This is a genomic window from Pedobacter lithocola, from assembly GCF_042650845.1.
GTDB lineage: Bacteria > Bacteroidota > Bacteroidia > Sphingobacteriales > Sphingobacteriaceae > Pedobacter > Pedobacter lithocola.
The window spans coordinates 772,231-795,892 of record NZ_JBHSBW010000007.1; the positions used below are offsets into that span (position 1 = coordinate 772,231).

Sequence of the window (23,662 nt, forward strand, 5' to 3'; positions counted from 1 at the left end):
ATTCTAAAAGGATTATGCATTTAAAATTCTATTTAGTATCAATGTTTGTAGATTTTACTTTTTATTTGAACCAACCTCGTCTCCAGAAGTATATCACCTGAATAATGGCAATGACCAACATTACCAACCAAGTGTATAAATAACCATGTTCAGCATATAATTCGGGCATGTTGTCTTTTAAAATTTTTCCGGTTACCGGATCTTCACGACTAAAATTCATTCCATAAATACCGGCAATAAAAGTCAGCGGAATAAATATTGATGAAATTATAGTTAATACTTTCATAATTTCATTCATCCGGTTGCTGATGATAGAAAGATTCATATCAATATTTGCCGATGCAATTTCCTTTAATGATTCAATAAAATCGATTATTTGAATGCAATGGTCGTAAGCATCTTTAATGTATGTTTTGGTTAAATCAGTAATTAAACTGCTATCAGTTCTTAAAATGTCATTCAATTTATCACGCTCTGGCCAGGTAACTTTTCGAATGGTAATTAGTGAGCGCTTAATTCCTTGTGTATCAAACATAATGCGTTTATCAGGATTATCAAACAACCTATCTTCTATAGCATCTAATTCTTCGCCCCAATGGTTTAAGAGCGTAAAATAATTATCTACAATAACATCCATTATGGCATACATCAAATAACTGGCGCCTCCAATTCGTATGTTCCCCTTCCCTACTTCAAGTCGCTTTCTAACTGGATTAAAGCAATCTTCATAATTTTCTTGAAAAGTGATTAAACATTTTGAAGTAAGTATAAATGAAACCTGATCATTACACAATTGATTTTCATCACTAAGGTAAAGATGCCTGCTTACTGCAAACACGTAGTTATCAGTATCATATTCATCTAGTTTCGGGCGTTGGTATGAACTTGTAATATCTTCAAGAACAAGCCTGCTGATGTTTAATTTTTCGTATAAAGTTTCAAAAATATTTGGATCAGCTAAACCTTTAATGTCAAACCAATAGTAAAAATCTGTATTTTCTGTAAGCTTATCAATGTTATCGATATTTTCTAACTCTTCTTTTTTATACGATTTTACATTATAGGTGTGTATTGTAATTTTTGGCTTTAAAGCATTCTCATCAATGGTGTATAAACCCGGACTTGTGCCAGGCTCGGGCACTTTATAATGCTTATGTCGGTTTTTAGGTTTGTTCTTTGCCATATTTTAAAGGTACAATCGGGCCTGCGGACCTTGATTAAACAACAAATCAACAATGCTTAAATTTGGCATAAATTGATGTCTATCCTCAAAAACCTGATAATAGGGCTTATTGTTTATGTATTCATCATTTTTCTTCGGACTCATCATTTCCCGATAATTTAAACCGGGTTCTAAATCATCAATGTATTCTGTTGTAAACTTATAATCGATACCGAGTTTAAGTTTTTTTGTTAGCCACTCTAAAATTTCAAAATTATAATCAAATAAGAAATCGAATTTTTTATTGTAGAAAACAGATAAATCATCTTCATAAAATTCAAAGTATGCAGAACTTCTGTAACAGCTTTCTAAACTTAACCAATGCAGGCGCTGCCAGTTAAAATCGTAACTAATTTTAACATCTTTTAAAGGCGTTCGCATTTTCGAACCACGTACCACAGGAACTGTTATATCTAATTTTCCATTAGGTGAAAATATAGTTGCCCTATTGCGATAGGTTTGTTTGGGAAAATTCTCAAATTTCTCTAATAAAAAATCGGGACTAAGTTCTTGTATTTTAGAGAAATAGCTAACTGGCGGCAGATAAAATAATGGAAGTATAGCGGTATTTTGCATTTGAAGATATATGTTTGTAATTCAAACGTTTTAAAATTAATGATAAAAAGAGGTTTTGCGCATGTTGGCGTATTTTTTTTATACCTAATATCTTTGCTTCCTCTTTGGGTATTATTCTTTTTTGCAAGATTACTATATTATCTGCTTTATTACGTAATTGGTTATAGAAAAAAAGTTGTAAGATCAAATCTAACCAATTCGTTTCCTGAGAAATCTGTAGCAGAAATTTTAGAAATTGAAAAAAACTATTTTAAATTTTTAGCGCAACTGATTTTTGAGATTATAGAATTATCTACCATCTCTAAAGCTGAAACCGTAAAAAGAGTACATTTTACTGGTTTAGAACAAATTGAAAAGCATTTTGAAAAAGGTGAAAGTGTTTTAGCGTGTACAGGGCATTATGGAAATTGGGAATTGGGCACATTAGCTTTAGGTTTAAACCTAACAGGAAAAACAATTGTAATATTTAAACCCATAAATAATAAAATTTTTGAAGCCTGGTTTAATAAATTTCGTACAAAATATGGAAATATCTTTGTGGCAATGAAACAAACTTTAAGATCAATTGCTACTTATAAAAACGAGCCGAGTTTGTTATGTTTTGCTAGCGACCAATCGCCAGTTGTTTCAGAATATAAACATTTTGTAAACTTTTTAAATCAACCAACTGCTGCTTTGCTAGGAGTTGAAAAAATTGCCAAAGCCACCAACCGGCCAATCTATTATTTTAAGGTAACGCCAGTAAAAATGGGTTATTACAAAGTAGAGGTTTTGCCAATGTGCTCAAATCCTTCACTTACTGCTGATGGAGAAATTACCAGTTTACATTTTGAGTATTTAGAAAAGATAATTAAAGATAAACCCGAATTTTGGCTTTGGAGCCACAAACGTTGGAAATTTAAACCTGAACTAATTAATACATGAGTCCATCAGTAGCGGTTGTAATTTTAAACTGGAACGGAAAATCATTTCTTAAACAATTCTTACCTGGCGTAATACTTTCAGAATACGATAATCTGCAAGTTATTGTTGGCGATAATGGTTCCACCGATGACTCCATTGATTTTGTTGAAGCAAATTTTCCTTCTGTTAAAATTATAAAGAATGATGTAAACTATGGCTTTGCAGGTGGTTACAACAAAATTTTAGAACGAGTTGAAGCTGAATATTTTATTCTTTTAAATTCGGATGTTGAGGTTACACCAAACTGGATAAAGCCAGTTATAGATTTAATGCAAAGCGATGATAAAATTGCTGCTGCACAACCAAAAATAAAATGGCAGTTAAACAAAAATCAATTTGAGTATGCAGGTGCTGCTGGTGGTTTTTTAGATATTTATGCCTACCCTTTTTGCCGCGGACGATTGTTTAATGTTTACGAAATTGATAAAAATCAATACAACGAAACTGCAGAAATATTTTGGGCAAGTGGTGCGGCATTCTTTATCAAAAGTAAATACTGGAAAGAAACAGGTGGTTTAGATGCCGACCTTTTTGCACACATGGAAGAAATTGATTTGTGCTGGAGATTAAAAAACTTAGATTATAAAATTGTTTATTGCCCTGATGCTGAAGTTTACCATGTCGGTGGCGGTACTTTACAAACAGAAAACCCCTTTAAAACTTATTTAAACTTTAGAAATAACCTTATCATCATGCAAAAAAATCTTCCAGCTGGCGATGCATTTTTTCGCATTACTTTAAGGATGTTTATTGATTTTATAGCTTGGTGGCATTTTTTATTATCTGGAAAGCCAAAATTTACAATTGCTGTTAGCAAAGGCCACTTGCATTTTATAAAAGATTTGGCCAAAACAGCTGCTAAAAGAAAGCAAAACCAGAAACCATATTCAGAACATAAAGGAGTTTATAAAAACAGCGTAGTTTGGGCATTTTTCATTAAAAAAATCAAATATTTTTCTAACCTCTAATTTGGGTTTAAAGATTCATCAATAGATTTTTTAATCCATGCTATTGTATTTGGTGCTAAGCCCAAAGTACTAAATTTTATTGTTCCGGTTTTATCTACAACAACATGGGTTGGGTAAGATTTTACACCAAATCTTTCTGCTATATATCTACCACTATTTACAATGTTATAATTATAGGGCGTTTGTTTTAAAAAATCTTGCAACTCGTATTTGTCATCCAAAGCAATTGCTAAAAAAATAATATCTGAATTGCTTTTATAATTATCTACAAGGTTGTTTAATTCAGGAATTTCTGCTTTACAAGGCGGACAATTGATAAACCAGAAATTTAATACAATCACTTTTCCAGCCGCGTTTTTTAAATCGTATCTGTTGCCATTCATATCAGATGTTTTAAAACCATTGAATTTAGATCCTTCTACAAATGAATCACTAGCTCTTGGTTTCGGCATTTTATCCATTAAAATTTGATGCTCTTTATCCGTCAGCTCATAAATAAGCCATTCTGGCTCGCCATTTTCAGCAGTTGTATTTCTACTTTTTATAGAATACTTTCCCGTTCGCAAAAGTTTTTTCCAAATCTCGGTGGTGTAAACCATGCCATCTTCACCCCTAACGATCGATTTGTCGTTAAACATTGATGTCTTTGTACCAGCATTTTTTTGAGCGTTACAAAGCAAAGCGAAGAAAATTAGAAAAATAGATAATGTAGATTTTATCATTTTGAGGAGCTGTTAGAATTCATTTTTAATATCTGGCGACAATGAACTTCAGTTGTCTTAAAACAGGAATATCATAATTATTTAGCATTAATTAATAAACTTTCTAAGGCTAATCGATATCCAGTCATTCCAAAACCAGTTAAAACACCTTTGCAGTTTTTACCCGTTAAAGAAACATGGCGGTATTCTTCCCTGGCATAAATGTTCGATATGTGAACCTCAATTACCGGAGTTTTGATAGCCGAAATTGCATCCGCCAAAGCTACCGAAGTGTGGGTATAACCTCCGGCATTTAAAATAATACCATCGAAGCTAAAGCCAACTTCATGAAGTTTATTAATCAACTCACCTTCTACATTGCTTTGAAAATAGTCTATTTCTACAATAGTGTAGATGTCTTTCAGATCTTTGATGTAATCTTCAATGCTTGTGTTTCCATAAATAGATGGCTCACGCACGCCTAAAAGATTTAAATTTGGTCCATTTATAATTTGTATTTTCATTTTATGTTAAGGTAAATTTTATTTCAATATAATAATGTTTTTCTTTCTTTAAATCGCTTTCAATTTTCTTGTACGATTCGACGTTAAATTTGTAACGTTGCAATGTTATTAAAAAAAACTTAAATAGAAACATGCTGTGGCAATCATATACCAAAGGTTTTAAAGCTTATTTAAAATTAGAGCGTTCACTTTCCGGTAATTCTGTTGATGCCTATTTAAGCGATGTTGATAAGCTAAGCCAGTATTTTAAGTCAATTAACGCAACGCCAAACCCAAATGATATCACCATAAATGACATCAAATCTTTTATCAGTTGGCTTCACAACCTTGGGATGTTGGCTACCACACAAGCTAGAGTAATTTCTGGTTTAAAAGCCTTCTTTTCATTTTTGATGATTGAAGAAGTTATTGAAAACAATCCAACGGCTTTAATCGAAGCGCCGAAGTTGGTAAGAAAATTACCAGATACTTTAAATATTTATGAGATTAATGCTTTAATTGATGCGATTGATGCCTCAAAACCAGAGGGAATGCGTAATAAGGCTATTATAGAGGTACTTTATGGTTGCGGCTTGAGGGTTAGTGAATTAACAGAATTAAAAATTTCTAACCTTTCTCCACAAATAGAATTTATAAAAGTAATTGGCAAAGGAAATAATGAGAGATTGATACCAATTGGCGGCACCGCTTTAAAACTCGTAGACATTTACATTACTCAAGTTAGGGTTCATGTTAAAATTAAGAAAGGCAATGAAGATTTTATTTTCCTGAATCGGTCAGGAACGAAGCTTTCCAGAATTTCGATTTTTAATCTCATAAAAACTTTAGCCGCCTCAACTGGACTTAAGAAAACAATTAGTCCGCATACTTTACGCCACTCTTTTGCAACGCATTTGATAGAAGGTGGTGCAGATTTACGAGCTGTACAAGAAATGCTTGGACACTCGAGCATTACTACCACCGAAATTTACACGCATATTGATAGGGATTATTTACGCGAAGTGATTACACAATTTCACCCAAGGGCTTAAGGATTAGTTCTGGCCAAAACCATGCGATCTTTTCCCTGCATATCTTTTTTTAATTCGATGTTTTTAAACCGTTTATCCATCAATATTTGAAGCGTTTCTGCCCATAAATACTCATTAATTTCAAAGAACAAATAACCGTTAGGATTTAGGTTTTTTAAGGCAAAATCAGAAATGGCATCATAAAATATTAATGGATTTTCATCGCTCACAAAAAGGGCTAAATGTGGTTCATGAGCCAATACATTTTCATGCATATCAGCCTTTTCCACTTCGCGGATGTAAGGTGGATTGCTTACGATAACATCATATTTAATATCGCTGCTGTAATTAAGAATATCAGCCTCGATAAAATTTACCTCAACTTTATTTAATGATGCATTTTCTTTTGCAATACTAAGTGCATTTGCAGATACATCTATTGCTGAAACATCCAGTTGAGGCAAGTTTTTCTTCAATGTGATAGGAATACAGCCAGAACCTGTACCAATATCCAAAAGGGATTTATTTTTATCCTTAAGTTCAGTTATCATCCAATCTACCAGCTCTTCGGTTTCTGGTCTTGGAATAAGAACATCAGCAGTTATTTTAAATGGCAATTTGTAAAAAATCGTTTCTCCTAAAATTTGCTGTATTGGCATTCCTGTACTAAGTTCTTTTAAAACTTTGTTGAGCTTATCCAAGTCTTTGGTGTCCAATTCCTTATCTGTTGGCAGGAGCAATTCGCTTTGATTAATGCCTAAAATGCTGATTACAGATAGATTAAATATTGCTTTAGCTTCATCAGCATCGTAAAAACGACTTAAACTTTGTATATATTCTTTTTGTAACGCCTTAATATTCATCGATTGCAAAAGTAATAAACCGAACCGCTATCCTTGTCATAATTTAACTACTTTTGTGTTAATGAGCGATGAATTTTACGTTAAACGTTGTTTAGAATTAGCCGGTATAGCTATTGGGAATGTAAATCCTAATCCGATGGTTGGTTGTGTAATTGTTGTAGATGACAAAATAATTGGCGAAGGATATCATAAAAAATTTGGTGAGGCACATGCAGAACCTAATGCAGTAAAGGCTGTGATTGATAAATATGGGAATGATGCTGAAAGTTTATTAAAACAAGCAACGGCCTATGTAAATTTAGAACCCTGCGCTCATTTCGGCAAAACTCCACCTTGTGCAGATTTATTTATAAAACATCAAATAAGAAAGGTAGTTATTGGCAATCGGGATCCGTTTTCTGGAGTTGATGGAAAAGGTATTGAGAAGTTAAAAAATGCTGGAATTGAAGTAATTAGTGGTGTTTTAGATGATGAGTGCAGGTATTTTAACCGCCGTTTTTTTACCAGAATAGAAAAGCAGCGACCTTTTATAATTTTAAAATGGGCAGAAACTGCAAATGGTTATTTTGCTACATTGGATGGTCACCAAAAATGGATTAGTGGAGGCTTAGCCAAACGTTTAGCCCACCAATGGCGCACAGAAGAAGATGCAATTTTAATTGGGAAGCACACCGCCATTATGGATAATCCAAAACTTACCAGCAGAGAATGGCCAGGTAAAAATCCAGTTCGATTGATTATTGATAAAAGTTTACAAATTCCATCAAGCAACCATATATTTAATAAGGAAGCCAAAACGATTATTTTTAATGAGATCAAAACTGATGTTGTTGAAAACGTTCACTACATCCAAATGGAAGATATGCACTTCTATCTTGCCCAAAAAATTGCTTTTCAACTTTATCTAATGGATATTCAATCAGTAATTATAGAAGGTGGAGCAAACATTTTGAACCAATTTTTACAAGCCAAGCTTTGGGATGAAGCCCGAATTTTTACCTCCCCAAATAGTTGGAATGAAGGTGTACCATCTCCCATAATAAATGGCAATGTGATAGACCGAATTAATATTGGTGAGGATAAACTAACCATCTATAATAACATAACTAAATGATTTACATAATTTTAAGCATTTTCTGTAGTGTTACAGTAGCAATACTTTTAAAGCTTGCTAGGAGATATCAAATTAGCATTATACAAGCTGTTGCTGTAAATTATTTAACAGCACTTATTTTATGCTATTTATTTTTTAAGCCTGATTTAAAACTTATCAATTCATCCGCCCCGTGGACAATTTATATTGCTTTAGCCATTTTATTACCCACCATATTTTTATTCCTTGCTGCATCGGTAAAAAATTTAGGAATTGTAAAAACTGATATCGCACAAAGGCTATCACTATTTATACCCATTTTAGCCGCTTATTTTATATTTAAAGAAGATTTTAATCAGCTAAAATTTGCAGGTTTAGGTATCGGTTTCATTGCCATTATTTTAACCTTTATAAGAAAATCACAAGCACAATCAATACCAACCAAATGGATTTATCCCATATTGGTTTTTATTGGTTTTGGCGTTATTGATGTGCTTTTTAAACAAATTGCTTTATATAAAGAACTTCCTTACACTTCATCACTTTTTGTTGTATTTTGTCTGTCGTTCTTTGTCGCGTTAATCATTGTTAGCGTCATGGTTTATAAAAGAGAAACAAAAATTCAATTTGTAAATTTGGGTTGTGGGCTAATATTGGGTTTATTTAATTTTGGAAACATCCTATTTTACCTGAAAGCTCATAAAGCTTTATCATCAAACCCATCAACTGTTTTTGCCGCAATGAATTTAGGTGTTATTGTTTTAGGAACATTGGTAGGCCTTATTGCTTTTAAAGAAACACTAAGCAAAGTAAATTATATAGGTATTCTACTTGCCATATGTGCAGTAATTTTAATTACGTTATCTCAATTAAATGCTATTTGATGATGCATACAGAACAATTGCTGGCAATGCAGAGGGTATTTTTCGAGATAAGGGAAGTAAGTTTATAGCTTATGCATATCCTATCCGGAATGAAGACGAAGTAAAGCCGTTAATAGCCATTTTAAAAGCAGAACATGGAAAAGCAAGGCATTTCTGCTATGCATACAGACTTACACCAGATAGATCTATTTTCAGAATAAATGATGATGGAGAACCATCTGGTACAGCTGGTCGGCCAATTTTAAATTGTTTACTATCAGAAGATTTAACCAATGTTTTAATAGTTGTTGTCCGATATTTCGGAGGAACTTTGCTAGGTGTTCCAGGTTTAATTAATGCATATAAATGTGCTAGTATTGAGGCCATTAAATCTACTTCAATAATAACTAAAACTGTAAACGATGTTTACGAAGTTATTTTTGAATTCCTTCAGATGAATGATGTTATGAAGCTGATAAAAGAAGAGAATTTAGCAGCATTATCACAAAATTTTGATGTTGAATGCTTTATTAAATTTGAGGTGAGAAAGGCACAACTTAACCATGTTTTAAGTAGGTTTGAAAAAATTGAAGGTTTAAAGCTAAAATATCTTTATACCATTTAACCATCCCGTTTATGAAAATAGCAGAAAGTGATTTAATTATCAATCCAGATGGAAGCATTTATCATCTTAATTTATTGCCAGGCGATGTGGCAGATACCATAATTACGGTTGGCGACCCTGACCGTGTTATCGAAGTAAGTAAACATTTTGATAGTATAGAATTAAAAAAAGGTAAGCGGGAATTTATTACGCATACAGGTTTTGTAGGCAACAAAAGGGTTACGGTACTATCCACAGGCATTGGTACCGATAATATAGATATTGTTTTTAATGAATTGGATGCTTTGGTTAATATCGATTTTGAATCGAGGACGATAAAAGAGCAGTTAACATCTTTAAATATTATTCGCATTGGCACGTCTGGAGCAGTTCAAGAAGATATTCCGATGGGAACAATTTTAGCATCTTCTTATGGATTAGGACTGGATGCTTTGATGAATTATTATGTTCAGGATTTATCTGGTGATGAACGTAATTTATTAGACGCTGTAAAGACGCATTTTGGGCATGTGCAACACATTAACCCGTACTTAACTGCAGCTAATGATGAACTTCTTGACACAATTGGAAAAGATTTAATGCACGGAATAACTGTTACAGCACCAGGATTTTACGCACCACAAGGTAGAAAAGTTCGTGCTAAAAATGCAGTTGCAGATTTTGTAAACTTGCTTAACGGTTTCAAAAATAATCAAAACAGAATTACAAATTTAGAGATGGAAACTGCAGGCATTTACGCATTAGCCAAAGTGTTAGGCCATAAGGCACTGTCTATAAATGCCATTTTAGCCAGCAGAGTCAAATTTGAATTCAGCAATGAGCCAAATAAAATTGTTGACCAAGCAATTAAATTGGTTTTAGAGAGAATTTAAACTGTTGGAATTTTTTCTTGCACCAATTCTTTTTGTTCGTTGTTTAAATAAGTACAAGTCATATCTTTTAAATCGATAACCCACTTCTCTACACCAGCATCAGCTGCTTGCTTGCAAAAGGTAAAGTAATCTGTTTCGCCCTTTTGATGAACTTCCAAAGCATGTTTTAATTTATCTTCTGATGATTCATCATTAATAACCAAAGCCGGATATTCAGCTGGACTAGCCTGAACGGTTTGGTCATCATCACCATAGTAAATAGATAATCCATTTGCCACATAAACATCATTCCGCACAACTCCTAATGCTTTAATATCCTTTATAAATCGAGGAAAATCAGCTCCGGTATTTATTTTAGATTCTGCTTTTTTAATCTCTTCTATTTGAAACATAATTATTTATTTAAGGAAACTTTAAAAATTGTAGTTTGTGAGTATAGTTCATCTGGTCGCAAAATTGTTGATGGAAATTCAGGAATATTTATCGCGTTTGGATGATGCTGTGTTTCAATGCAAAAAGCTTCAAAAGCACCATAATCTCTCCCACCCTTGCCATTTTTAACTTTTAAATATTTCGAAGTGTATAAATGCGCTGCAGGTTCTGTTGTGTAAACGCTTAATACTAAACCGCTTTCATTTTCGATTGTTTTGCTCGCTAATGATAAATCTCCGTAAATTTTATCTAAAACAAAAGTTTGGTCATAGCCTTCTTCCGGGTTCCAATCTTGCGAAATTTCTTTCAATTCTGTAAAATCCAACGGACTGTCTTTCACACTTAATAATTTTCCTGTAACGCAATAGTTTTCATCCTGCTCTAAATATCTTAAAGCAAAAATTTGTTGCTCGTGTTTACCAACATTACCACCCTTTGGTGCTAAATTAAAGTAACTGTGATGGGTTAAATTAATAGCAGTTGCTTTATCCGTTTCACCTTCATAGCTTAAAATAAGTTCATCATTCTCAGTTAATTCAAAGGTTAAATCAATAATTAAATTTCCCGGAAAACCTTCTTCGCCATCAACACTTTCATATTCGAGAGTTACAAAACTATCTCCCTCTTCCACAATATCCCAAACCTTCTTATCAAAACCGATAATACCGCCGTGTAAACAATCTGTACCAGTATTTTTTACCAACTGATAATTTATTCCATCAATGCTAAATGCCCCATTCTTAATCCGGTTTGCATATCTGCCAATCACAGCACCAATGTGCGGGTTGTTTTCTAGATATTCCTCATCCAAGTATTGCTCAACATCATCAAAGCCTAAAACAATATCTTGTAAATCTCCATTGATATTTTTAACTATAAATTTATTGATGATAGCACCATAAGTAAATATCTCTACAAATGTGCCTTTAGTATTAGTTAAATGGATAGCGATAACTTCTTCGCCGTTAATAATTTTTCCTGTAGGTATTTGCTGAACGCTCATAAATTGTAACTTAGGACCTTTGTTTCCAAAACAAACATAACATTATTTAAATATTTTCTACCAGATGAAGATTAAACTTGAAGAAAAATTTGCCGAGCAATACCATAAAAATGCTGATGCAGTGTACTTTACCCCAGGTCGTGTTAATTTAATTGGCGAGCATATCGATTACAATGGCGGCTTAGTTATGCCATGCGCAATTACATTAGGTACCTGGGTAGCAATAGCAACAAATGCAGATAATAAGTTTAGGTTTAAAAGTTTAAATTTCGAAGTACAAACTGAGGTAGAAAGTAACCAAAAGCATACAAAAAATAGCAGTTTATGGGCTAATTATCCTATTGGTGTTATTAATGAGTTTATTAATGATGGCAAGGAAATACCAGGAATTGATTTTCTTTACTTCGGCAATATTCCGATTGGCTCAGGACTTTCTTCTTCAGCATCTATAGAAATTGCAACTGCTTTTGCACTAAACAATTACCTTAATTTAGGTTACGATAATTTAGAACTGGTAAAAATTGCCAAGCGAGTAGAAAACGATTTTATTGGATTAAATTCCGGTATAATGGATCAATTTGCTGTTGCTTTTGGAGAAAAGGATAAAGCTATTGTTTTGGATTGCGAATCTTTAAAATATAAAATGGTTGATGTTAATTTAGGAAATTATGTGCTTGCAATAATCAATACGAAAAAACCAAGAGAACTTGCAGATTCTAAATATAACGAACGTGTTCAGGAATGTGAAACGGCTTTAAATTTATTAAATGAAGAAATTAAATTAAATAACCTGTGCGAATTAACTGCTGAGAAGTTTGCATTGCACAACCATTTAATAAAAGATGAAACTATTCTTAATCGTGCTACACATGTTGTTAAAGAAAATGGTCGTGTACATTTAGCTGCGAAGGCTTTAAATGCTGGTGAGTTAGATGAATTCGGGCGATTAATGTATGCTTCGCATCAATCATTAAGAGAATTGTACGAAGTTAGTGGTAAAGAGCTAGATGCTGTTGTTGATTTTTGTACCGAATACGAGCATGTTATAGGGGCTAGAATGACTGGTGCTGGTTTTGGTGGATGTGCCATTGCGCTATTAGAAAAAGGCTTTGAAGAAGATTTTGCAAAGCACTTAACAGATTATTATGTTGATAAAGTTGGCTACCCTGCAGAAATTTACATCAGCGAAATTGGTAACGGACCAGTTAAACTTTAAATTCAATATAAATATTTTTAAAAAACGGAATGTGGAAGTTTTCTAAATGTTCCGTGTTTTTGTTTTTAGTTAAATAGCACTTTCGTTAATCAAATGAGAAAATTAACATTGGATGATTTAAATCGTCCGGATATTGCAGCATTTAAAGCACAGGAAAAATTACAGGTTGTAGCAGTTTTAGATAATGTTAGAAGCATGCATAATGTAGGTTCGATCTTTAGAACTGCTGATGGATTTGCTTTAGAGAAGGTTGTTTTATGTGGCATTACTGCTCAACCACCCCATCGCGAAATTGAGAAGACTGCTTTAGGTGCAACACAATCGGTAGATTGGATTCATTATCAAAATACTACAGACGCCATCGATAATTTAAAAGCTTTAGGATATGAAATAGTTGCTATAGAACAGGCTGAAAATAGCACCATGCTAAACACTTTTACACCAGATGCTTCAAAAAAGTATGCTTTAATATTCGGCAACGAGGTTGATGGTGTTAGTGATGAAGTTATGGCAAAAATCGATGAATGCATTGAAATACCACAATTTGGAACTAAACATTCTTTTAATATCGTAATCTCCGCCGGAATAGTTTTCTGGGATTTCTTTGCAAAGTTAAAACTCTAATTTGCTTTTTAAATTAACAATAATTTAACGGAGATAGTGTTATTTGTACACTAAACTATACACAAATTTCCTTCTTTATATCCGTTTCGTAACATTTTTGAAATATTAATTTTCATTACTAAACTTCTGATTTAATGGCAATTGCAGCGTAAAGCTATATTTTGGCAAGATATTTTCTTATGGGAGGCAAAACAGATCTGAAATAAAGCTGTTATGCATATAATTACAAATTAATAAGAAAATGAATTCGAAATTTACAAAATCAACGATGTTGGTTGCCTTATTAGGCTTATCTTCACAATTGTTTGCACAGGAAACTCCAACTACTTCTGGTAGATTTGGCAAACAACCATTAAGAACTTGGAGCATTGGTGCTCAAGGTGGTATCTTCAGCCAAAACACTATTTTAGGTGGTGGAAGCGTAAAAGCTGATGAATTTAAAAGTATTGGTTACGGTGCTTTCATTAAAAAACAAATTTTACCAGCATTAGGCTTACAAGCTGATTTCTTACGTGGTGAAATCAAAACTTTAAACAGTAACAGTACAATTTTACAAACTAACAGCATCAACTGGGCTGGGTCGTTAACAGCGGTTTTAAACATCGCTAATTTCAGCTTAAACACTGAAAACGCAGTTTTAATCCCATACATTAAAGCAGGTGCTGGTTATATGTCTTCTGATTCTCAAGTTGGAAATGTTCAAGCTTTCCAAGATAGAGAAGGTTGGTATATTCCTACAGGAGTTGGATTTAAATTTGGTGTATCTAAAGGAATCAACATTGATTTAGGTTACGATATCAACTTTATCAAATCTTCTCCAACAGTTAAAAGTGCTTATCTAGAGAACAGATATTCTTATTCTCACGTAGGTTTAGAGTTTGCATTGGGTAACAAAGAAAACTCTCAATTACAAAACTATAGCGCTGTTGCAGATTTACGCAAACAAAGTGCTGAAGAAAGTGCTGAATTAAGAAGAGCATTATCAACTGCTGAGCAAAATGCCGCTAGAGATAGAGAACAATATGCTAAAGATTTAGCTGATGATGATAATGACGGTGTTGCAAATAAATTTGATAAATGCCCAGGAACTCCATCTGGAACAGTCGTAGATGGTGCTGGTTGTCCTTTAGCTGCTCCAACAACTAAAGTTATTAAAGAAACTACTGTAATTACAGAAGCAGACCGTAAAGTGGTTAAAGATGCGATTTCTAACTTAGAATTCGATTTAGGTAAATCAACTTTACGTGCTAAATCTTATGCTACTTTAAACAGAGTTGCTGGTTTATTAGTAGAGAAAAACTTTAGCTTAAAATTAGCTGGTCACACAGACAACACTGGTGGTAGAGAATTAAACTTAAGTTTATCGAAAGATAGAGCAGAAGCTGTAAAAGCTTATTTAGTTTCTCAAGGTGCAAATGCATCAAGAATTGAAGCTACAGGTTACGGACCTGACCAACCAATTGCTACAAATAAAACTGCAGCTGGTCGTCAAGAAAACCGTCGTGTAGAATTTACATTATACTAGTCAATAGTTAATTGAAATAGAAAAGCCCCGATGAAAATCGGGGCTTTTTTGGTTTAGATATTTTTACAATAAATATGTCATGCTGAGCTTGTCGCAGCTACAAGCATGAAATCATAAGACAAACTAAGACTGCCGAATTACAAGAGATTTCATGGATTAAGATAAGCCCTTCTTATTCTTATATGTCATCTTAGCCTTTGTACCAGCGCTGTAATTATAGTTTTTTAAGTTGCTTGCTTTTTTTTCATGAAAGGCTGCACCCCGCTCCGATGTGTCCTCCTCTTCCTCAGTTTTCTTTTTCTTTGGTTTAGATGCTGCATCAATAATTTTCAAATCATCGGGCAAATCCATCACATCCATTCGCTGCCCAATTGCCTGTTCAATTTTTTTCACTTCAATTAATTCAATATCGGTAGAAAACGTAATGGCTACAACTTCTTCATCACCTTGTTTAACAATACGCTGAATTAAAGTTTCTTTTTGCTCTGGCAATTCTAAATGAATAATGTATGGAATTCCTTGAATGTCTAAATCTTCTAAATTCTCGTTGGCTACAATTAAAACTCTCGATTTGGGATTCGCTTTAAATTCTTCGATATCGTCATAGCCTTTATCATCAAAAAACAAAGAGCGGTAAATGGTAAACTCATCTTCATTTGTGTGATTAAAGTTTTTATACACCGTTTGAGCCGTTAATCGTGTATTTACGAAAACCACAACCTTATCAAAAAACTCCACATCGTTCATTAATAAGGTTAGCAAGTTAAGTTTAGTTCTAAAATTTGGAACTTGGTAAAGCATCTGCTGATAAACTTCTGCTTGCTTTTCACCGATTTCATCAACCTCAATTGTTGTTGTAGAATCTTTCATAAATGGCGAAATCATTAGGTTTAATTTCTCATGAATCAACTCTGTAAATACTATATGCTGCGCTTTATATGCACTATTAGCCAATTCAACGACAGGAAGTTGCAAACCTTTTTTAACAATTAATTCGGCATTATCTACAATAAATAATTGAATTTTGTTAGTGTTGAGCGCCAATTTTAAATATAAAGCACGAGCCCTATCTGGCACAGCCACAATAATATCGCAACCATCGGTAATCTCATTCATTTGCGTATCAACTGCACCTCTACTATCAATTCCTAAAATCCTGAAGGTGTTGTTACGGTTTAACAGTTTGAATTGTTCCAAAACATGGTCAACATGCTCTGCATCAGGCACTAATATTAAAGCTCTTGGCGCCTCTTCAAAAGCATATTTTAACTTCATTAATGTGGCTAAAACATAAGTTGTTGTTTTCCCCGAACCCTCTGGACCTACCGCTATAACATCCTGACCACCCAAAATACGCGACATTGTTTTGATTTGGATTTCTTTTGGTGTTAAAAATCCTGCTTCAGTCATTGCTGCAACAAGTGGTTTGCTTAGTTTTAATTTATCTAAAGACACTGCTTAAATTTTAATGTATGAAAATGCAAATATCCTCAAAATAATTAGCTTTTAAGATATCCAATTTAAAGGTTTGAAAATGAATGCCATTAAACTTAACTGATTTGGGATATAGGGCTTGTTAAAGACAATGATGACATATTTAAAAAATAAATAACCAGATAGTACTATGTTTTCGACTAATAAAAAATTTTTTGAAAAATCTTAAAACATTTTATTTGCTTGATGGTTACTTATATAATTCACATTATACTAATCTTTTACAGATTAATTTGTTTGGTTTAAAAAAGGGATTTATGGATATAAATCCCTTTTCTTTTGAGCCACATTTTTTAATCATATATTCGCTCAAGTCAATATTACATTTAAGTTTAGATGAACAGAAAATATTTCCTTTCTTCATTTATTGCAGCAGCAACACTTTTACCAGCTTTTAAAAGTTTAGCATATTCATTTGAGGATGAGCAATCTTCATTTAAAATTCCACCATATTTAAAACCAGGCGATACAATTGGTATTACTAGTCCTGCAGGGTACATTACATTAGAGCAGGTACAACCATCGATTTTACAGATGCAGAATTGGGAGTTCAGTATTAAGATTGGTTCAACAATTGGCAAACGAGATTTTACTTACGGCGGTACAGATGATGAAAGATTAGTAGATTTTCAGCAAATGCTCGATGATCCTAATATTAAAGCAATAATGTGTGCTCGTGGCGGCTATGGCTTCGTAAGAATTATTGATCGACTTGACTTTACCGCTTTCAAACGTAATCCAAAATGGATAATTGGTTTTAGTGATATTACCGTTTTGCATTGTCACCTTGCAAAGAATTTTGGCATTGCATCCATCCATTCTAAAATGTGTAATAGCTTTCCTGATGATTGGAGCAAAGCTGAACCCATTCAAATTGAAACTATTTTATCAATAAAAAAGGCCTTAATGGGCGAACAAATGGTTTATTCCACTCCCATTAATAGCAACAACCGAATAGGAAATACCGCTGGAATACTAGTTGGAGGCAATTTGAGCATTATTGAAACTTTAGCAGGAAGTGAATCTAATTTAGATACCAGAAATAAAATTCTGTTTATAGAAGATACTGGCGAATACTTATACAGCATCGATCGGATGATGTGGAATTTAAAACGAACCGGGAAATTAAAAAATTTAAAAGGCTTAATTGTTGGTGGGTTTAAAGTTAAGCCCGATGATGCCGGTGAAGAGTTTGGGAAAAATATTTATGAAATTATTTTAGAAAAAGTTTCAGCTTACAACTACCCTGTTGCATTCGATTTTCCTGTGGGCCATCAAAGAAATAATTTTGCTTTAAAATGCGGCGCCAAACATAATTTCGATGTAGGTTTAAATGGTGTTACTTTAAGGACAATTTAAGACTATTATAGCTTTAGGTCATTATGCGATAAAAAATTTAAACCGTTTTTACTTCACTATCTGCATAATCTTCAATATCAGTTATATAACCATTTATTAATAGGAAATCAAAAAGTGGTTTCGCCTCAGGAGTTACTGGCATATTTGAAGTATTAATCACCTCATTGGTTTTCTTATCTAAAAACGGATATGCAAACAATCGAACATTGGTATTAAACATATCGTTCACATAACTCAACAATTGCCCTGAATAATTTTCGCCTTTAAAGTTGGAAGAATTGAATACAAACTTTAAATTATTAATGTTAGTTGCCAAGCCAACGCTTTTCGGTTTACAACGGGCTAAATATTTCGCCAAACGATTGTGACGTGTAAAGTTAGATACGATTACGATATTTCCCGTGTCGCACATTTCTTGTGCTCTTTTAGCTACCGTCTCTAAATCAATATCATCAGGAGTTTCTTGCTCGCCGGTTAAAACATTGGTTAATAAAACCTCAATCATCACAGCTAAATTCCCATCCTCTACTTTATTGGTACGCTTAAACTGGTCAGTTGCTTTATTAAAAAGGCTAAAGTTAGGCAATGATTTCTGACCGTATTTGGTTCTCAAAATCATAATGTCTTTTTTATACAACAAATCTTTAGCCTGGCGAGGATGTGCATCAGAATCGAAAATTGCAGCTGCCGAGAAATCTTTCATAATCATGTACAGATTAAGCAAGATGTTATCTACTTCAGGAAAAGCCGGACCTTTAACCGAAATTAAATCAATCTCTACAGAACCAATGGTTAAGTTATCGGCTAAAGATTCTACCATTAACTTTGGGTCTTGATAATGATAAAAAGCTGCATAAAGCAGATTTACACCGATAATTCCTAATACACGTTGCTGCATATTAACATCAGTATCAAGCAAACGGACATGAAAAAATATTTCATTCGGGAAACCCGCTGGTTCACTTTGAAACCGAAGTCCAACCCAACCGTGTGGTTCGTTGGTACGTTTATAATTTAAGGTAGTAACTGTATCTGCAAATGCAAAAAATGTTCGCTTTTCGTATTTTTCACCAGATAAACGTTCGTTTAGCAAACCAAATTCGTGGTCGAGCATTTGTAAAAGCCTATTCTGACTAACATATCTTCCGTTGGTTTCTGCTCCGTAAATGGCATCACTAAAAGTCATATCGTAGGCCGACATGGTTTTAGCAACGGTTCCAGATGCTGCACCAGCATTAAAAAAGTTTCTAGAAACTTCTTGCCCCGCTCCAATCTCAGCAAAAGTGCCGTAAATGCGTGGGTCGAGATTAATTTTTAATGCTTTGCGTTTAGTATCTAGAATTTCTCTTTCCATGGCGCAAAAATAACAAAAATCATTAGTTCATTACTATCATTAGCTTATTGTTTAATCGCCCATACTTATGAACCATCTTAAAACAAAATAAGGTCAACGTTATCCAACATTGACCTTATAAAACCTAAACTTAAAACTATTATGAAATCCCGCTCTCGAGAAAATCTTTATTACGATACTACAATTTCTTTATGTTGTAATTTCGAATCATCTTTTTTACTAATGTTGATGTGTAAAATACCATCTTTATATTCAGCAGTAATTTTATCGGCATCAGCTGTATCTGGTAAGTTGAACGACCTGGCAAATGAGCTGTAGTCAAATTCTTTACGTGTAAAATCTTTAGCTTTCTGGTTTTCGTCTTTCTTAACTTCTGCCCATACAGAAAGCATATCTTTTTTTAAGTTGATTTGAAAATCTTCTTTCTTTAAACCTGGAGCAGCTAATTCTATAACATAAGCGTCTTCATTTTCGTAAATATTTACATTTGGCGATTTATCTACCATTTTATTTTTACTTACTGCGTCGCTAAACAATGAATCGAAAACGTTGTTGTAGTAAGGAGCTGTGTTACGGGTTCTGTTGTTAAAATTTACAAGTGTCATATCTCTAATTTTTTATTATTTTAATTGATATTAACTACTATTCAACTTATATACCAAACCAAATATTTATGATTTTTAAGACATTATGGCAAAATATCTCTAAACCTAAAGACAAATTGTCCGAAATAAGAGATTTTTCGGATAAATTCAACTATAAAACCAATATCCATTTGCGCTTTATTGATTTCGATTTAATGGGACACGTAAATAACTCTGTTTACTTTACTTACTTAGAAATTGCCAGAACGAAGTATTGGGAAGAAATAATAAAATGGGATTGGAAGAAGACGGGTATTGTAATTGCTCATGCTGAACTAGATTATATTCAACCTATCGTGATGAATGATAAAATCGCGATTCACGTTAAAACTTCCAGAATTGGAAATACCAGTTTTGATTTGGATTATCAAATTGTAAAAATAAAAGGAACTGAAGAAGTGATTTGTAGCAAAGGAAAAACGGTTTGTATTGCAGTTGATTACAACACAAGCAGACCTACCACTATTCCAGAGGCAGAAAAACAAAGAATGTTAGGTTTTGAGCAGTTAACCTCCTAGCCACCTAAAGGGGAAACTAAAGGCGAACTTTAAAGCAAATATTCAATACCTAGCATTGGCAAAAAAAGGGAACGTCCTCTTTAGCATGTTGGGGTATTCGGCATTATTTTACCAGGGTTTAAAATTCCTTTTGGGTCGAAAACTTTTTTGATGCCACGCATTAAATCTAAATGAATTTCAGAATATTTAATAGGCATAAACTCCTTTTGAACCAAACCGATACCATGTTCGCCAGATAAAGTCCCACCCAATGCAGTTGTTAGTTCGAAAATTTCAGCAATACCAAATTTGAGTTTATTCTCCCAATCTTCATCGCTCATACCCGCTTTAATAATGTTTACGTGTAAGTTTCCATCACCTGCATGACCATAACAAACACTTTCGAAACCGTATTTTGAACCGATTTCTTTAATGCCATTTATTAATTTTGGTAAAGCAGCCCGTGGAACCACTGTGTCTTCTTCTTTGTAAACCGAATTGGCTTTTACAGATTCGGCCATTGTTCTACGCATTCTCCAAAGTTCTTCCTTTTGAGATGCAGTATCTGCAAACAAAACTTCGGTGCAATTATGCTGCTCTAGAACGAGATTAGTTTTCTCACAATTTTTAAGAATATCGTCTAAATCATCACCATCAAATTCAATCATTAATAATGCGGCTACGTCATCCTTTAAATCGAATTTTATATCATCAAAATTAATTACCCATTCTACTCCTTTTCGTTCCATAAATTCCAAAGCAGATGGCGTTACACCTGCCCTAAAAATTGCAGAAACTGCTGCGCAAGCATCTTCATTGGTACTAAAAGAACCCATCATTAAAACCGACTGACTTGGTTTAGGCAAAAGCTTAGTTACAATTTTAGTAACTACTGCTAAAGTTCCCTCTGAACCAATCATCAACTGTGTTAAATTATAACCTGATGCATATTTCAATGTATTTGCACCTGTCCAAATGATATCACCGTTAGGTAAAACAACTTCAAGATTTAAGATGTATTCTCGTATGGTTCCGTATTTCACAACTCTTGGCCCACCAGAACCATGTGCAACATTACCACCAATAAAGCAAGAACCTTTGCTGCTTGGGTCGACCGGATAAAGCAATCCTTTTTCTCCAACCGCATTGATAAATTCTTCAGTAATTACACCAGGTTCAACAGTTGCTTGCAGGTTTTCTGTATCAATATCGAGTATCGATTTAAATTTTTCCATCGATAAAGAAACCCCACCGTAGATTGGTAAAGCTGCCCCGCTTAATCCCGTTCCGCCTCCACGAGGCGTTACTGGCACATGGTGGGCACTACATATTTTCAGCAAAGCAGAAACATCCTCTGTCGAAGTTGGTTTTACTACAACTTCGGGTTGGTAACGCAAATCTTCTGTTTCATCATGACTGTAATTATCCAAACTTTCAGCGTCGGTAAAAACCTTTTCATCGCCAATGGCCGATTTAATCTCTGTTAAAATTGCTGCATTTATTTTGGTAAAATTCATTTCTATTAGGCTGATGTGTAAGATAATTGAACAAACGAATAACCGATTTGTCCTGGCATTGGTGGATTTAACTTTTTTATACTGACGTTGACAGTTTCTATAAATGGATATAGCTCAATAATTTTAGCAATGATATTATTCAAAACCGTTTCCAAAAGCTTTTGAGTTTTTTTCATCTCTTCTATAATAATCTTATTCAAATCTTCGTAATTTACCGTTTGAGCAAGTTCATCATCAAAACCGAGAGGTGAAAATTCAGTTGTTAAATCGATAATAAAATGATTTCCAATAAGTTGCTCTTCAGGATAATAACCATGCATGGCAATGCATTTTACATCTTTTAAAGCTACTGTTTGTTTAAATTGACCCATGTAAAATTTGTGTGGTGTAAAATTATATTTTTATTCATGAATATCATGCCCCTTGCCGTAAATTGTTACCTTTGAAATTGAACGGATTTCTTAACTAGATAATACGAAATTACATGAGCAAATCAGTAAAAAAAGACCTGTACGAGGCACCAGACTATTATTTATTGGATGAATTGCTAACAGATGAACATAAACTTATACGTTCTACAGCTCGCGAATGGGTAAAAAAAGAAGTTAGTCCAATAATTGAAGATTACGCTCAAAAGGCAGAATTTCCTAAACATTTAATTAAAGGATTGGCAGAAATTGGTGCTTTCGGACCAACAATTCCGGCCGAATATGGTGGCGCAGGTTTGGATTATACTGCTTATGGTATTTTAATGCAGGAAATTGAACGTGGCGATTCGGGCATTCGTTCTACCGCATCGGTTCAGGGTTCTTTAGTCATGTATCCGATTTACGCTTACGGAAGTGAAGAACAGCGTAACAAATATTTACCAAAATTAGCAAATGGCGAGATGATGGGCTGTTTCGGATTGACTGAACCAGACCATGGTTCTAACCCAGGCGGAATGGTTACCAATATAAAAGATGCTGGCTCGCATTATATTTTAAACGGTGCTAAAATGTGGATTAGCAATGCTCCTTTTGCAGATATAGCAGTTGTTTGGGCTAAAGATGAAGCTGGTAAAATAAGAGGAATGGTGGTTGAACGTGGAATGAGAGGTTTTTCTACCCCAGAAACACATAATAAATGGAGCTTAAGAGCATCGGCGACCGGAGAGCTTGTTTTTGATAATGTTGAGATTCCGAAAGAAAATGTTTTCCCGAATGTTAGTGGATTGAAAGGTCCGCTAGGTTGTTTAAACCAGGCACGTTATGGAATTGCTTGGGGTGCACTCGGTGCTGCAATGGATTGTTATGATACGGCATTGCGTTATTCGAAAGAGCGAATTCAGTTCGGTAAACCAATTGGTGGCTTTCAATTGCAACAAAAAAAGCTAGCAGAAATGGTTACAGAAATCACCAAAGGTCAATTATTGGCATGGCGTTTAGGTGTGCTGAAAAGTGAGAACCGAGCAACAGCAGAACAAATTTCGATGGCAAAAAGAAACAGCGTCGAAATTGCACTGGATATTGCCAGAAACGCCCGCCAAATGCTTGGTGGAATGGGGATAACAGGAGAATATTCCATTATGCGACACATGATGAATTTAGAATCTGTGGTAACGTACGAAGGAACTCACGATATCCACTTGTTAATTACAGGAATGGATGTGACTGGACTAAATGCATTTAAATAAGAGCAGGATTTTTAAGATAATAGGATTTTCAAGATAAATAGT

Annotated in this window: 25 protein-coding genes; 13 read left to right on the top strand and 12 right to left on the bottom strand. The window is 33.9% G+C overall.

Annotation, left to right across the window (positions count from 1 at the left end; translation table 11 throughout):
- Positions 1 to 61: 61 nt before the first annotated feature.
- Together corA and ACFOWA_RS05660 are read right to left on the bottom strand one after the other, a co-directional pair.
- A complete protein-coding gene (gene corA, locus ACFOWA_RS05655; RefSeq protein ID WP_378982620.1) occupies positions 62 to 1,183 on the bottom strand; it encodes a magnesium/cobalt transporter CorA in 1,122 nt (373 codons plus the stop codon).
- Between the two features lie 3 nt (positions 1,184 to 1,186).
- Positions 1,187 to 1,798 (bottom strand): WbqC family protein, encoded by a 612-nt coding sequence (locus tag ACFOWA_RS05660; protein WP_378982621.1) that lies wholly within the window; start codon positions 1,796 to 1,798, stop codon positions 1,187 to 1,189.
- A 39-nt stretch (positions 1,799 to 1,837) separates the two neighbouring features.
- Here ACFOWA_RS05660 and ACFOWA_RS05665 point away from each other — a divergent pair, with 39 nt between their 5' ends.
- On the top strand, positions 1,838 to 2,722 hold the full coding sequence (locus ACFOWA_RS05665) for a lysophospholipid acyltransferase family protein (protein WP_378982624.1): 885 nt from the start codon (positions 1,838 to 1,840) through the stop codon (positions 2,720 to 2,722).
- A complete protein-coding gene (locus ACFOWA_RS05670; RefSeq protein ID WP_378982626.1) occupies positions 2,719 to 3,729 on the top strand; it encodes a glycosyltransferase family 2 protein in 1,011 nt (336 codons plus the stop codon). Before ACFOWA_RS05665 ends, ACFOWA_RS05670 begins: the two co-directional genes overlap by 4 nt.
- Here the strand turns inward: ACFOWA_RS05670 and ACFOWA_RS05675 are convergent.
- Complete coding sequence (locus ACFOWA_RS05675) at positions 3,726 to 4,451, bottom strand: TlpA family protein disulfide reductase (RefSeq protein ID WP_378982629.1); 726 nt, start codon at positions 4,449 to 4,451, stop codon at positions 3,726 to 3,728. The two genes, ACFOWA_RS05670 and ACFOWA_RS05675, sit on opposite strands and share 4 nt — an antisense overlap.
- Before the next feature lie 77 nt (positions 4,452 to 4,528).
- Positions 4,529 to 4,954 (bottom strand): type II 3-dehydroquinate dehydratase, encoded by a 426-nt coding sequence (gene aroQ / locus ACFOWA_RS05680; protein ID WP_378982632.1) that lies wholly within the window; start codon positions 4,952 to 4,954, stop codon positions 4,529 to 4,531.
- Between the two features lie 131 nt (positions 4,955 to 5,085).
- Between aroQ and xerD the strand changes: the two genes are divergently transcribed.
- The gene (gene xerD, locus ACFOWA_RS05685; protein ID WP_378982635.1) at positions 5,086 to 5,985 is read left to right on the top strand and encodes a site-specific tyrosine recombinase XerD; all 900 of its coding nucleotides are present in this window, start codon (positions 5,086 to 5,088) and stop codon (positions 5,983 to 5,985) included.
- Here xerD and prmC read toward each other — a convergent pair.
- Positions 5,982 to 6,827: a peptide chain release factor N(5)-glutamine methyltransferase gene (prmC, locus tag ACFOWA_RS05690; RefSeq protein ID WP_378982637.1), complete on the bottom strand. Its 846-nt coding sequence runs from the start codon at positions 6,825 to 6,827 to the stop codon at positions 5,982 to 5,984. The genes xerD and prmC overlap by 4 nt on opposite strands.
- Before the next feature lie 61 nt (positions 6,828 to 6,888).
- Between prmC and ribD the strand changes: the two genes are divergently transcribed.
- From ribD to ACFOWA_RS05710, 4 genes are read left to right on the top strand one after another with little or no spacing between them, the layout of a single operon-like run.
- Positions 6,889 to 7,941: a bifunctional diaminohydroxyphosphoribosylaminopyrimidine deaminase/5-amino-6-(5-phosphoribosylamino)uracil reductase RibD gene (gene ribD, locus ACFOWA_RS05695; protein ID WP_378982640.1), complete on the top strand. Its 1,053-nt coding sequence runs from the start codon at positions 6,889 to 6,891 to the stop codon at positions 7,939 to 7,941.
- Complete coding sequence (locus tag ACFOWA_RS05700; RefSeq protein WP_378982643.1) at positions 7,938 to 8,804, top strand: EamA family transporter; 867 nt, start codon at positions 7,938 to 7,940, stop codon at positions 8,802 to 8,804. The genes ribD and ACFOWA_RS05700 overlap by 4 nt, the downstream gene beginning before the upstream one ends.
- Positions 8,794 to 9,408, top strand: coding sequence for an IMPACT family protein (locus ACFOWA_RS05705; RefSeq protein ID WP_378982645.1), 615 nt, complete (start codon positions 8,794 to 8,796; stop codon positions 9,406 to 9,408). Before ACFOWA_RS05700 ends, ACFOWA_RS05705 begins: the two co-directional genes overlap by 11 nt.
- Before the next feature lie 11 nt (positions 9,409 to 9,419).
- A complete protein-coding gene (locus ACFOWA_RS05710; protein ID WP_378982647.1) occupies positions 9,420 to 10,280 on the top strand; it encodes a nucleoside phosphorylase in 861 nt (286 codons plus the stop codon).
- On the opposite strand, the gene ACFOWA_RS05715 is transcribed toward ACFOWA_RS05710, so the two are convergent.
- Positions 10,277 to 10,672, bottom strand: a complete 396-nt coding sequence (locus ACFOWA_RS05715; protein WP_378982650.1) for a DUF1398 domain-containing protein — start codon at positions 10,670 to 10,672, stop codon at positions 10,277 to 10,279. The two genes, ACFOWA_RS05710 and ACFOWA_RS05715, sit on opposite strands and share 4 nt — an antisense overlap.
- A 2-nt stretch (positions 10,673 to 10,674) precedes the next feature.
- Positions 10,675 to 11,715, bottom strand: a complete 1,041-nt coding sequence (locus ACFOWA_RS05720; RefSeq protein WP_378982653.1) for an aldose epimerase family protein — start codon at positions 11,713 to 11,715, stop codon at positions 10,675 to 10,677.
- Positions 11,716 to 11,779: 64 nt separating this feature from the next.
- Here ACFOWA_RS05720 and ACFOWA_RS05725 point away from each other — a divergent pair, with 64 nt between their 5' ends.
- The 3 genes from ACFOWA_RS05725 to ACFOWA_RS05735 all read left to right on the top strand — a co-directional run bounded on the left by ACFOWA_RS05725 (position 11,780) and on the right by ACFOWA_RS05735 (position 15,080).
- Complete coding sequence (locus ACFOWA_RS05725) at positions 11,780 to 12,931, top strand: galactokinase (protein WP_378982656.1); 1,152 nt, start codon at positions 11,780 to 11,782, stop codon at positions 12,929 to 12,931.
- A gap of 93 nt (positions 12,932 to 13,024) precedes the next feature.
- Complete coding sequence (locus tag ACFOWA_RS05730) at positions 13,025 to 13,555, top strand: RNA methyltransferase (RefSeq protein ID WP_378982658.1); 531 nt, start codon at positions 13,025 to 13,027, stop codon at positions 13,553 to 13,555.
- 241 nt (positions 13,556 to 13,796) lie between these two features.
- Complete coding sequence (locus tag ACFOWA_RS05735) at positions 13,797 to 15,080, top strand: OmpA family protein (protein WP_378982661.1); 1,284 nt, start codon at positions 13,797 to 13,799, stop codon at positions 15,078 to 15,080.
- A 156-nt stretch (positions 15,081 to 15,236) separates the two neighbouring features.
- Here ACFOWA_RS05735 and ACFOWA_RS05740 read toward each other — a convergent pair whose 3' ends face one another.
- Positions 15,237 to 16,535, bottom strand: a complete 1,299-nt coding sequence (locus ACFOWA_RS05740) for a DEAD/DEAH box helicase (protein ID WP_378982663.1) — start codon at positions 16,533 to 16,535, stop codon at positions 15,237 to 15,239.
- Between the two features lie 375 nt (positions 16,536 to 16,910).
- Here ACFOWA_RS05740 and ACFOWA_RS05745 point away from each other — a divergent pair, with 375 nt between their 5' ends.
- Positions 16,911 to 17,933, top strand: coding sequence for a S66 peptidase family protein (locus ACFOWA_RS05745; protein ID WP_378982666.1), 1,023 nt, complete (start codon positions 16,911 to 16,913; stop codon positions 17,931 to 17,933).
- A 37-nt stretch (positions 17,934 to 17,970) separates the two neighbouring features.
- Here ACFOWA_RS05745 and ACFOWA_RS05750 read toward each other — a convergent pair whose 3' ends face one another.
- On the bottom strand, positions 17,971 to 19,287 hold the full coding sequence (locus ACFOWA_RS05750) for a nicotinamide mononucleotide adenylyltransferase (RefSeq protein ID WP_378982668.1): 1,317 nt from the start codon (positions 19,285 to 19,287) through the stop codon (positions 17,971 to 17,973).
- 170 nt (positions 19,288 to 19,457) lie between these two features.
- Positions 19,458 to 19,892, bottom strand: coding sequence for an Hsp20/alpha crystallin family protein (locus ACFOWA_RS05755; protein WP_378982671.1), 435 nt, complete (start codon positions 19,890 to 19,892; stop codon positions 19,458 to 19,460).
- 68 nt (positions 19,893 to 19,960) lie between these two features.
- Here ACFOWA_RS05755 and ACFOWA_RS05760 point away from each other — a divergent pair, with 68 nt between their 5' ends.
- Complete coding sequence (locus ACFOWA_RS05760) at positions 19,961 to 20,449, top strand: acyl-CoA thioesterase (protein ID WP_378982674.1); 489 nt, start codon at positions 19,961 to 19,963, stop codon at positions 20,447 to 20,449.
- Between the two features lie 80 nt (positions 20,450 to 20,529).
- Here the strand turns inward: ACFOWA_RS05760 and ACFOWA_RS05765 are convergent, their stop codons facing one another.
- On the bottom strand, positions 20,530 to 21,945 hold the full coding sequence (locus ACFOWA_RS05765; protein ID WP_378982677.1) for an FAD-binding oxidoreductase: 1,416 nt from the start codon (positions 21,943 to 21,945) through the stop codon (positions 20,530 to 20,532).
- A gap of 5 nt (positions 21,946 to 21,950) precedes the next feature.
- Positions 21,951 to 22,316 carry a dihydroneopterin aldolase gene (locus ACFOWA_RS05770; protein ID WP_378982680.1) on the bottom strand — a complete coding sequence of 122 codons (366 nt, stop codon included), beginning with the start codon at positions 22,314 to 22,316 and terminating at the stop codon, positions 21,951 to 21,953.
- A gap of 113 nt (positions 22,317 to 22,429) precedes the next feature.
- Between ACFOWA_RS05770 and ACFOWA_RS05775 the strand changes: the two genes are divergently transcribed.
- Positions 22,430 to 23,620, top strand: coding sequence for an acyl-CoA dehydrogenase family protein (locus ACFOWA_RS05775; RefSeq protein WP_378982683.1), 1,191 nt, complete (start codon positions 22,430 to 22,432; stop codon positions 23,618 to 23,620).
- Positions 23,621 to 23,662 lie beyond the last annotated feature (42 nt).

Bases quoted from the DNA above. Each gene is read 5' to 3' on its own strand.
- corA (WP_378982620.1), bottom strand. From the start codon at position 1,183: ATGGCAAAGAACAAACCTAAAAACCGACATAAGCATTATAAAGTGCCC.
- ACFOWA_RS05660 (WP_378982621.1), bottom strand. From the start codon at position 1,798: ATGCAAAATACCGCTATACTTCCATTATTTTATCTGCCGCCAGTTAGC.
- ACFOWA_RS05665 (WP_378982624.1), top strand. From the start codon at position 1,838: ATGATAAAAAGAGGTTTTGCGCATGTTGGCGTATTTTTTTTATACCTA.
- ACFOWA_RS05670 (WP_378982626.1), top strand. From the start codon at position 2,719: ATGAGTCCATCAGTAGCGGTTGTAATTTTAAACTGGAACGGAAAATCA.
- ACFOWA_RS05675 (WP_378982629.1), bottom strand. From the start codon at position 4,451: ATGATAAAATCTACATTATCTATTTTTCTAATTTTCTTCGCTTTGCTT.
- aroQ (WP_378982632.1), bottom strand. From the start codon at position 4,954: ATGAAAATACAAATTATAAATGGACCAAATTTAAATCTTTTAGGCGTG.
- xerD (WP_378982635.1), top strand. From the start codon at position 5,086: ATGCTGTGGCAATCATATACCAAAGGTTTTAAAGCTTATTTAAAATTA.
- prmC (WP_378982637.1), bottom strand. From the start codon at position 6,827: ATGAATATTAAGGCGTTACAAAAAGAATATATACAAAGTTTAAGTCGT.
- ribD (WP_378982640.1), top strand. From the start codon at position 6,889: ATGAGCGATGAATTTTACGTTAAACGTTGTTTAGAATTAGCCGGTATA.
- ACFOWA_RS05700 (WP_378982643.1), top strand. From the start codon at position 7,938: ATGATTTACATAATTTTAAGCATTTTCTGTAGTGTTACAGTAGCAATA.
- ACFOWA_RS05705 (WP_378982645.1), top strand. From the start codon at position 8,794: ATGCTATTTGATGATGCATACAGAACAATTGCTGGCAATGCAGAGGGT.
- ACFOWA_RS05710 (WP_378982647.1), top strand. From the start codon at position 9,420: ATGAAAATAGCAGAAAGTGATTTAATTATCAATCCAGATGGAAGCATT.
- ACFOWA_RS05715 (WP_378982650.1), bottom strand. From the start codon at position 10,672: ATGTTTCAAATAGAAGAGATTAAAAAAGCAGAATCTAAAATAAATACC.
- ACFOWA_RS05720 (WP_378982653.1), bottom strand. From the start codon at position 11,715: ATGAGCGTTCAGCAAATACCTACAGGAAAAATTATTAACGGCGAAGAA.
- ACFOWA_RS05725 (WP_378982656.1), top strand. From the start codon at position 11,780: ATGAAGATTAAACTTGAAGAAAAATTTGCCGAGCAATACCATAAAAAT.
- ACFOWA_RS05730 (WP_378982658.1), top strand. From the start codon at position 13,025: ATGAGAAAATTAACATTGGATGATTTAAATCGTCCGGATATTGCAGCA.
- ACFOWA_RS05735 (WP_378982661.1), top strand. From the start codon at position 13,797: ATGAATTCGAAATTTACAAAATCAACGATGTTGGTTGCCTTATTAGGC.
- ACFOWA_RS05745 (WP_378982666.1), top strand. From the start codon at position 16,911: ATGAACAGAAAATATTTCCTTTCTTCATTTATTGCAGCAGCAACACTT.
- ACFOWA_RS05750 (WP_378982668.1), bottom strand. From the start codon at position 19,287: ATGGAAAGAGAAATTCTAGATACTAAACGCAAAGCATTAAAAATTAAT.
- ACFOWA_RS05755 (WP_378982671.1), bottom strand. From the start codon at position 19,892: ATGACACTTGTAAATTTTAACAACAGAACCCGTAACACAGCTCCTTAC.
- ACFOWA_RS05760 (WP_378982674.1), top strand. From the start codon at position 19,961: ATGATTTTTAAGACATTATGGCAAAATATCTCTAAACCTAAAGACAAA.
- ACFOWA_RS05765 (WP_378982677.1), bottom strand. From the start codon at position 21,945: ATGAATTTTACCAAAATAAATGCAGCAATTTTAACAGAGATTAAATCG.
- ACFOWA_RS05770 (WP_378982680.1), bottom strand. From the start codon at position 22,316: ATGGGTCAATTTAAACAAACAGTAGCTTTAAAAGATGTAAAATGCATT.
- ACFOWA_RS05775 (WP_378982683.1), top strand. From the start codon at position 22,430: ATGAGCAAATCAGTAAAAAAAGACCTGTACGAGGCACCAGACTATTAT.